We start from the raw sequence: 1,066 nt of genomic DNA, 5'->3' as shown, positions 1-1,066 counted from the left end.
CCACCCAAATGACCAGATTTTTCGACCACAGCCGGCACAAGCTACAGGTCGAGGGGGGCGAGGCGCCGCTTGACGTGCTCGCTTTCGAAGGCGAAGAGCAACTCAGCCAGCCGTTCAGCTACCGCATTGAATTCACCAGCAGTGCCGCTGAAATCGAGGCCGCGCAGATGCTCGGCCAGCGTGCGCAGTTGAGCCTGTACGCCTTGGCGTCGAACGTGCCGGTGTTCAGCTTCAGCGCCCCCGACGTGGTCCTGCCCCTGCGTGCTTTGCGCGGTGTGGTCACGGCTTTTCGACGCTTGTCCGGCTCGGCGGATGAAGCGCGCTATGAGCTGACCCTGCAACCGCGCCTGGCGTTGCTGGCGCGGGGCAAACAGTTTCGTATCTACCAGCACCAATCAGTGCCGCAGATCGTCGAGAGCATCCTGCGCAGCCGCCACGGCTTCGAAGGCCAGGACTTCTTTTTCGACCTGCTGCGCGAGTACCCCAAGCGCGAGCAGGTGATGCAGTTCGGTGAAAGCGACCTGGCCTTTATCTCGCGGCTGCTGGCCGAGGTCGGGATCTGGTACCGCGTTACCAACGACGAGCGCCTGGGCATCGACGTGCTGGAGTTGCATGACGCCCAGCGTCACTATCAGTTCGACGTCGAACTGCCCTATCGACCGACCTCCGGCCTGAGCAGCAGCGCCCAGGACGCCGTCTGGCAACTGGAGACTCGTCACCAGGTGGTGGAGCAACACGTTCACTTTCGCGCCTACGACCCACGCCAGGCCAACGCCTGGCTCAAGGGCGACGTGGACCAGAGCCGCGGGGCGAGCAGCACCTACGGCGAGGCCTATCTGTACGCCGAACCGTATACCCAGTTGGGCGACGCCCTCGACCAGGACGAAGAGCTGCAAAGCGAAAGCGGCTTTTTCTACGCCCGCCTGCGCCACGAGCGTTACCTCAACGACCAGACGCAACTCAGCGGCATCAGCAGCAGCGCGACCCTGGCCCCGGGCCAGGTCCTGAACATTTCCGGCGGTGCACCCAAGGCCTTTGCCCCGGGTGCGCTGATCACTCACCTGAG

At 63.9% G+C, this 1,066-nt stretch carries 1 protein-coding gene; it reads left to right on the top strand.

Going from position 1 to position 1,066, the window contains the following annotated elements:
- Window positions 1-8: 8 nt before the first annotated feature.
- On the top strand, window positions 9-1,066 hold a 1,058-nt coding region (locus H7995_RS28090), incomplete at its 3' end, for a type VI secretion system Vgr family protein (protein WP_185819324.1).

It is taken from the genome of Pseudomonas kielensis (assembly GCF_014236655.1).
Classification (GTDB): Bacteria; Pseudomonadota; Gammaproteobacteria; order Pseudomonadales; family Pseudomonadaceae; genus Aquipseudomonas; species Aquipseudomonas kielensis.
The sequence above is the reverse complement of the archived record's forward strand: the minus strand, read 5'-3'. Positions and strand labels throughout refer to the sequence as shown.